This is a genomic window from Accumulibacter sp. (assembly GCF_023806635.1).
GTDB lineage: Bacteria > Pseudomonadota > Gammaproteobacteria > Burkholderiales > Rhodocyclaceae > Accumulibacter.
On the sequence record NZ_JAMTDQ010000028.1, the window covers coordinates 24963 to 31163 of the forward strand.

General features: G+C 65.7%; 7 protein-coding genes. 4 read left to right on the forward strand and 3 right to left on the reverse strand.

Annotated elements, in window-relative coordinates; genetic code table 11:
* The first annotated feature begins 51 nt into the window (after positions 1–51).
* The 3 genes from NFW30_RS04760 (at position 52) to NFW30_RS04770 (ending at position 3264) form a co-directional block, all read left to right on the forward strand.
* Entirely contained in the window at positions 52–831 is a 780-nt protein-coding gene (locus NFW30_RS04760) for a ParA family protein (protein ID WP_295349899.1), read from the forward strand.
* Between the two features lie 188 nt (positions 832–1019).
* Positions 1020–1460, forward strand: a complete 441-nt coding sequence (locus NFW30_RS04765) for a group 1 truncated hemoglobin (protein WP_295349897.1) — start codon at positions 1020–1022, stop codon at positions 1458–1460.
* A 220-nt stretch (positions 1461–1680) separates the two neighbouring features.
* Complete coding sequence (locus NFW30_RS04770; protein ID WP_295349895.1) at positions 1681–3264, forward strand: hypothetical protein; 1584 nt, start codon at positions 1681–1683, stop codon at positions 3262–3264.
* A gap of 108 nt (positions 3265–3372) precedes the next feature.
* Here NFW30_RS04770 and NFW30_RS04775 read toward each other — a convergent pair whose 3' ends face one another.
* Positions 3373–4188: an META and DUF4377 domain-containing protein gene (locus NFW30_RS04775; RefSeq protein ID WP_295349893.1), complete on the reverse strand. Its 816-nt coding sequence runs from the start codon at positions 4186–4188 to the stop codon at positions 3373–3375.
* 11 nt (positions 4189–4199) lie between these two features.
* Positions 4200–4637 (reverse strand): copper resistance protein NlpE, encoded by a 438-nt coding sequence (locus tag NFW30_RS04780; protein ID WP_295349891.1) that lies wholly within the window; start codon positions 4635–4637, stop codon positions 4200–4202.
* A 226-nt stretch (positions 4638–4863) separates the two neighbouring features.
* On the opposite strand from NFW30_RS04780, the gene NFW30_RS04785 reads away from it, so the two are divergent.
* A complete protein-coding gene (locus NFW30_RS04785; RefSeq protein WP_295349889.1) occupies positions 4864–5508 on the forward strand; it encodes a hypothetical protein in 645 nt (214 codons plus the stop codon).
* On the opposite strand, the gene NFW30_RS04790 is transcribed toward NFW30_RS04785, so the two are convergent.
* Positions 5505–6020 carry a hypothetical protein gene (locus tag NFW30_RS04790; RefSeq protein ID WP_363322067.1) on the reverse strand — a complete coding sequence of 172 codons (516 nt, stop codon included), beginning with the start codon at positions 6018–6020 and terminating at the stop codon, positions 5505–5507. The two genes, NFW30_RS04785 and NFW30_RS04790, sit on opposite strands and share 4 nt — an antisense overlap.
* Positions 6021–6201 lie beyond the last annotated feature (181 nt).

Genomic DNA, 6201 nt, shown 5'->3' on the forward strand with positions numbered 1-6201 from the left:
CGGACTTGGCTAAACTGGCGGCAATTCCTTGCCATGTCCGGGGTGAATCGTGTGCGTAGAGTGATCTTCAATCAGAAGGGCGGTGTAGGCAAATCAACCATCGCCTGCAACCTGGCGGCGGTCGCCGCCGAGCGCGGTCGACGGACGCTGCTGATCGACCTCGACCCACAGGCGAACGCTTCCCGCTACGTCCTGGGAGCCGCTCTCGACGAGCAGAAGAGGACGCTCGCCAACTTTTTCGATGACATCCTGGGCTACCGGCTTTTCCCCGAAGCGCTCGCCACCTATGTCGTGCCGACGCCCTACGCCAATCTGGCGCTGCTGCCATCGGACGCACGCCTGGAGGAAGTCCAGTTCAAGCTGGAGTCACGCTACAAGATGTACAAGCTGCGCGAGGCACTCGAGAAACTCGATGGCTACGACGAGATATATATCGACACCCCACCGGCACTCAACTTCTTCACACGCTCGGCGCTGATTGCTGCCGATGGCTGCCTGATTCCCTTCGACTGCGACGATTTCTCGCGGCGTGCGCTCTACGCCCTGCTCGACAGCGTGCGCGAGATCCAGTCTGACCACAATCACGGCCTGCACATCGAGGGCATCGTCGTCAACCAGTATCAGGCTCGCGCCAACCTGCCGCTGCGGCTGGTGGAGGAACTGCGCGCCGAGGGACTGCCGGTGCTTGCCACTTTCCTCTCCGCGTCGATCAAGATCCGGGAGTCGCACCACCTCGCCCGACCCATGATCCATCTCGACCCGCGGCACAAGCTCAGCCTCGAGTTCGGCGCTCTCTACGACTGTCTTTCCCAGTCAGCCCCGCGGCACTGATCGAGAGCCCGCGGGCTTTCGGCAGCCACCGGGCACGGTGGCTCTCCGCTGCGACATTCCGGGCACATGCGGACCGCGCACGGGTGAGCGGGCACGGTCTTCGTGCATCCAGGAGGCGACTCCTTTCGTAAGGGGAGAGCGTCGCAGCAACCCGCTGCGACGATTCCGAAACCTGCGAGGAGAGAACCATGAATGCCCTGTCACGACTGATCCTGGGAACCGCTTTCTCACTGACGCTGGTCGCCTGCGCCGGTGGCCCCGGCACACGATCGCCGTCGCTCTACGATCGCCTCGGTGGACAGCCCGCGATCACCGCCGTCGTGGACGACTTCGTCGCCAACGTCGCCGCGGACAAGCGGATCAACGCTCAGTTCGCCAACACCGACATACCCCGGCTGAAGATGCTGCTCGTCGAGCAAATCTGTGCCGGCACCGGCGGCCCTTGCCGATACACCGGGCGTGACATGAAGTCGGCGCACGCTCACCTCAAGATCAGCCAGGCAGACTTTGCGTCCCTGGTCGAGGACCTGACGCGGACGCTCGACAAGTTCAAGGTTCCCGCAAGGGAGCAGAACGAGTTGATCGCCATCCTGGCACCGATGAAGAGTGATATCGTCACGGTCAAGTGATGCCGGATGGCCCACCGCTGGTCACCCGCTCGACGGTCGAGTGGCGGCATCAGCCATGGATGGCTCCAGCCAGCCACTCGACCGGCGCCATCGTCGCGTACCCCCGAGCCGTTGCCCGGGTCGCTCGCCTGACGCGACTTTTCTCTGCCGCCAGAGGCCGATTCGTCGCAGAATGTCGCCCACCAACCCGGCAACGGACGCCGGACGAGGGAGAAGCGACTTGGACCAATCACCGCGAACGGTTTCCCCAGGCAGTCGGCCAGACGAGGCCCTGATCGGCAACGACGAGTTCCGCGAGCTGGTCCGCCGGCGCGGTGCGACACTGCTCGCGCTTTGCGGCAGCCTGACCGCCATGCGCACAGGCGGAACCCGCCTGATGCGACCGCTCGTCGGCCGACTGCTGCTGGAAGCCGGGCAGATGGAAACACTGCTGGACGAGTACGGCGCGCGCCAGAATCATCACTGGAGCAGATTCCGCGCCCTGGTGGCGGCGCTGAAGAACTTCGCCGGCATCGGCGAGGTCCTGACCTACATCCAGCGCCGCCTGCCGAGCTACCGCCTTCTGCCGGTCGCCGGGGACTTTCCGGCGGCAACCGGTGAGCGCGTGCAGCAACTGACCGAGGTCGTCGGCGCTGTCGCCGACGCGCTGATCGACGAAGCGCGGAAGGTCGGCATCGAGCCGCCGCCGATCGCAGCGGCAGCGGTCGAGACTGAAGACGTCCAGCCGACGGGCCGCCTCGCCCGCGACCGCGGCGACCGCATCGGCTGCGACACCGCCACTACCGTTCCCCGCCTGGCGACGGAATTCCTCAATCTCGCAGTCGATGGCGAGCCGCTGCGCGCGGCGGCACAGGTCGCTCCCGCCGACTATGCCGCCTGCTTCCCCGACCCGGTCAGTGAGGAACGCCTGCGCCAGCTCACCTTCCGTTTCCACAACCTGCAATCGCTTTACGACACGCACGTTGCCGGCACCTCGAGCGAAAGCGCCGACGGCGACCTGCCGATCCTGCGCGGTCACGCCAGCGTCATCTACCACCTGCTCGAGATCGCCACTGATCTCGCCCACTACTACGAACGGCACACCAGCCCGCGCACCGCAGATGCCATTCTGCGCGAGCGGCCGGTGGTCGATGCCGACGCCACCATGGCCACCCTGTTCGGCTACGCCATGGCCTTCTCCAGCGAGTTCCTGGCCAGCGGCCAGCGTCTCTGCCAAGGGATCCTGGGTCGTTACGCCGAGCCGGGACGACTCGCCGTGCCGGTGCCCAGCTACCGCGGCTTCCACGTCCGCCCGTCCAACCTGGTGGCGCGCATCGTCGCCTACTACGGCAGTTCGGTGCAGATGCAGCTGGACGACCGTCTTTTCGATGCCGCCTCCCCTTTTGAGCTGTTCCGCGCCAACGAGACGATCAACGCCAGCAAGCGCCGCTGGCTGGCGACGGAGATCGCCCGGGTCCACCCCGACTGCGCCGACCCCTGCGCACCGCAGACTGTGACCGCCGCCGTCCGGACGATCGTGCATCGCCTGGCCGACGAGGGCAGGATCATGCTCTACCGCCAGCCGCTCGAGTTCTCCGGGCAGCTCGGCCACAGACAGGGCAGCGTGCTCGAGAACAGTGTGGCCGAGATCGCCCATTTGCAGGCAATGGGCCAGCTCGAAATCCGTACGGACCTGACCGTGACCTTCATCGGCGACAAGCGCGTCCTCGCCGACCTCGACGTCCTTGCCCAATGCGGTTACGGTGAGGACGCCTTCGGCAACAACGTGGTACTGCCGAAAGCTCTCTCGTACCTGCGGCGCTAGCGGCAACCAGAAACCTGGCTCATGGATGACGGCACGTCCGCCCGCGCCCTCGACAGACCGCCAGGGAACGTCGCCACATCCTCCCCAACGTTCCAGTCCATCGGCTTGCTACTCGACCGTCTCCGACTCGACCACCAGGTCGAGCACGAAGACATGGCGCGATGCGTCGGCCGGCACCTGCTTGCGTTCGTAGCGGTTGACGCGCAGCACGGTGCGCACGCCGGGCTGGTGCATGAAGCCCTGGATCTCGTTGTCGAAGGGGCGCCACTCGCCCGGTGGATCGATGCGCAACCCCTGTTCGTCGAAGCGGCGCTCGCGCACCTGCAGGCACGGTCTGGGCGCGCCGGCGCCGGGTCGGCAGGGCACGGTCTGCGGCGCCACTTCCAGGAAGACGCGCTTCGCCGCGCCGTAGCTGCTCTCCAGGTTCGCCTCACCAGAGAACCGCAACTGCTGCTGCGTCGGCGACTGCAGGCGCAGCATGGGCTCTGCGCCGGCCTCCCAGTGCACCGCCAGCGGTTGCGACAGAACCGCCGACAGCACCTGGTCGGCCTTCATCAGCGACGCGTCGCAAGCCATCATCGTCGCCCCCAGGCGGCCGAGCATCAACTGGCCTTGCGGGCTCATCCGCCAGCTGCCGAACATCGTGTTGCAGCCACCCTTGACGTTCAGGCGCGCGCCATCGAAGCGCATCACGAAGGGCTTGCCAGGCACGATCAGGCCGTCGAGCGGCTGGCCGTTCGCCTCGCTGGCCGACTGCAGGGTCCACACATGGCCGCGCAGGCCGCGCACCAGCACCGGGTCGGCGGCGCGCCGGGGCGCTGCCGGCTGCGCGCCGGTGTCGGTGGAGGCGGTGGCCGAGGCGGCCGCAGGAATGGCGCATGCTGCCGCCAGCAACCACGGGACAAGGCGGTTCGGGGTGTTCATCTGGGATCCGATCAGTCGTTGGCGACGGTCTTGGTGAGCAGGTTCTGCGCGCGGTCCCAGGGCGGCACACCGTCCTGGGCATCGAGCGGCAGCAGTCGGCCTTCGCCGACACGGAACTGTCGGACACGCTCGCCGGGCAGCGGCAGCGTGATGGTGTTGCCGGCATCGTTCCACTGGAACCGCCCGCTGCGCACCACCGACGCCGGCTGCCGGTCGACGTACTGCGTGCTCAGCTCGAAGCGCCCGTCCGACCGCAGCACCAACCGGGTACGGATGCCGGGGCAATCGGCGCAGGGCAGCACGCCTTCGTAGGTGCCGGCCCAGTTGAGCGCGTTGCGGCTGTCGTGCATGTCGGGCAGCGCGGCGACACGCGACGCGCACGCAGCCAGAGCGGCGGCGAACAGCACGGCCATGAAAGGGCGGCCGAAGGCTGCAAGGGTGCTCGTCATGCTCGGGTTTCCGGTCGGTCGAACGTTGGCCAGTGCGTGCCACCGGCTGCAGCGGCAGCACCACGAATCCAGCCCTCATGAGGAAAGTATCGGCCGACCTGAACGCCATTGTCAATCGTGAGTCTTTTCCAACATGGTATGAGTCTGAACTCGGGTGTGGATTTCGAAGGGGGAATGAGTCTGAAGTGGGGTAACGGGATCGATCATAGGAGGCATGGTGATCGATATGAACGAAACGAGACTGACGACGCTGGAGCAGGTACGGGCGTTCCTTGGGGGAACAACCGAGGTCGGATTTGGTGCAACGGGCGCCGGCGAGGATGAACGCTATCGGCATATTTCAGGGGTGCTGGCACGGTTTGGGTACAAGCGTCTCAAGAAACCGGACAAGGGGCTGATTCTGCGCTACCTGCAACGGACGACGGGCTACTCTCGTCAGCAGATCACGCGACTGGTGAGATGCTGGTGCGAGGGACGGGCCCTGCGGAAGAACTACCGCGCCCCGGCGCATGGATGGGTACGCAAGTTCACCGATCGCGACGTCGAACTGCTGGCGGAGACGGACGCCCTGCACAACACGCTGTCGGGCCCTGCGACGGTGCACCTGATGCGTCGGGCACTGGAAAGCTACGGCGACAGCCGCTATGCACGACTGGCGACGATCTCGGTAGGGCACCTCTACAACCTGCGCAAGGCGCGAGGCTATGTTGCCCGTCGGCAAGTCTTCACCAAGACCCGCCCGACCGGCATCGCCATTGGTGTGCGCCGGGCACCGACACCGGACGGGCGCCCTGGCTTCATCCGGATCGACAGCGTGCATCAGGGCGACCAAGACGGGGTCAAAGGCGTTTATCCTATTTCCCTCTGTTAGCCGCTGTCGGGAAGCGGTAAGAGCAGGGTTGGCAACGCAAGAAGCGCCTCTTTGCGCGGCCTGGCGGCCAGGATTTTTTCGATGATGTAACGTACCAAAGCGGTCCAGCGGTCTGGTTTGGTCAACTGTGGCGCATTTGTCTTGATCGTCTCGAAAGCCCTGCGGGCACTGGCGATCATGGCTTTGATCTGGTCGCCGGCGGCATGGGTCAGCGTGATCAGGAGACGGGATTGCCCGGCATGCTGAGTGAGGCGTGCGACGCCGGCGAGGAGTAGCGGACGGGAGGTGATGGCTTCCCGACGAGTCTTCGGATGGGCGAGGCGAACGTACCAGCTCCACCAGTTGTAAATCAGAGCGACGGCTCGGGCCGACAGGTTGCAGCGCTCGAGATCCTGCGTCGTATAGCCACCCCATCCCCACTGGTTGGTCAGCTCGTCAAAGCCGTTCTCGCAGTCGGCCCGATCACGATACAACTGTCCGAGCGCCGCGAGATCGTACTCGCTGTGGGTCACCAGAACGGCGTACTCCCAGTTCTTCGCGAGTTCCTCGCTGTTGCCGAACGGGAGTCTGTGCTGGCCCTTGCCGGCTTTTCGCGCGCGCGCTTTGACGGTCGTCTCCGGCTTCTGGCGGGCGCGCCGGACTGTTACGTCCCGCCCTATTCAAGCCTCTCCGTCCCGAGCTATTCCGGGGTGA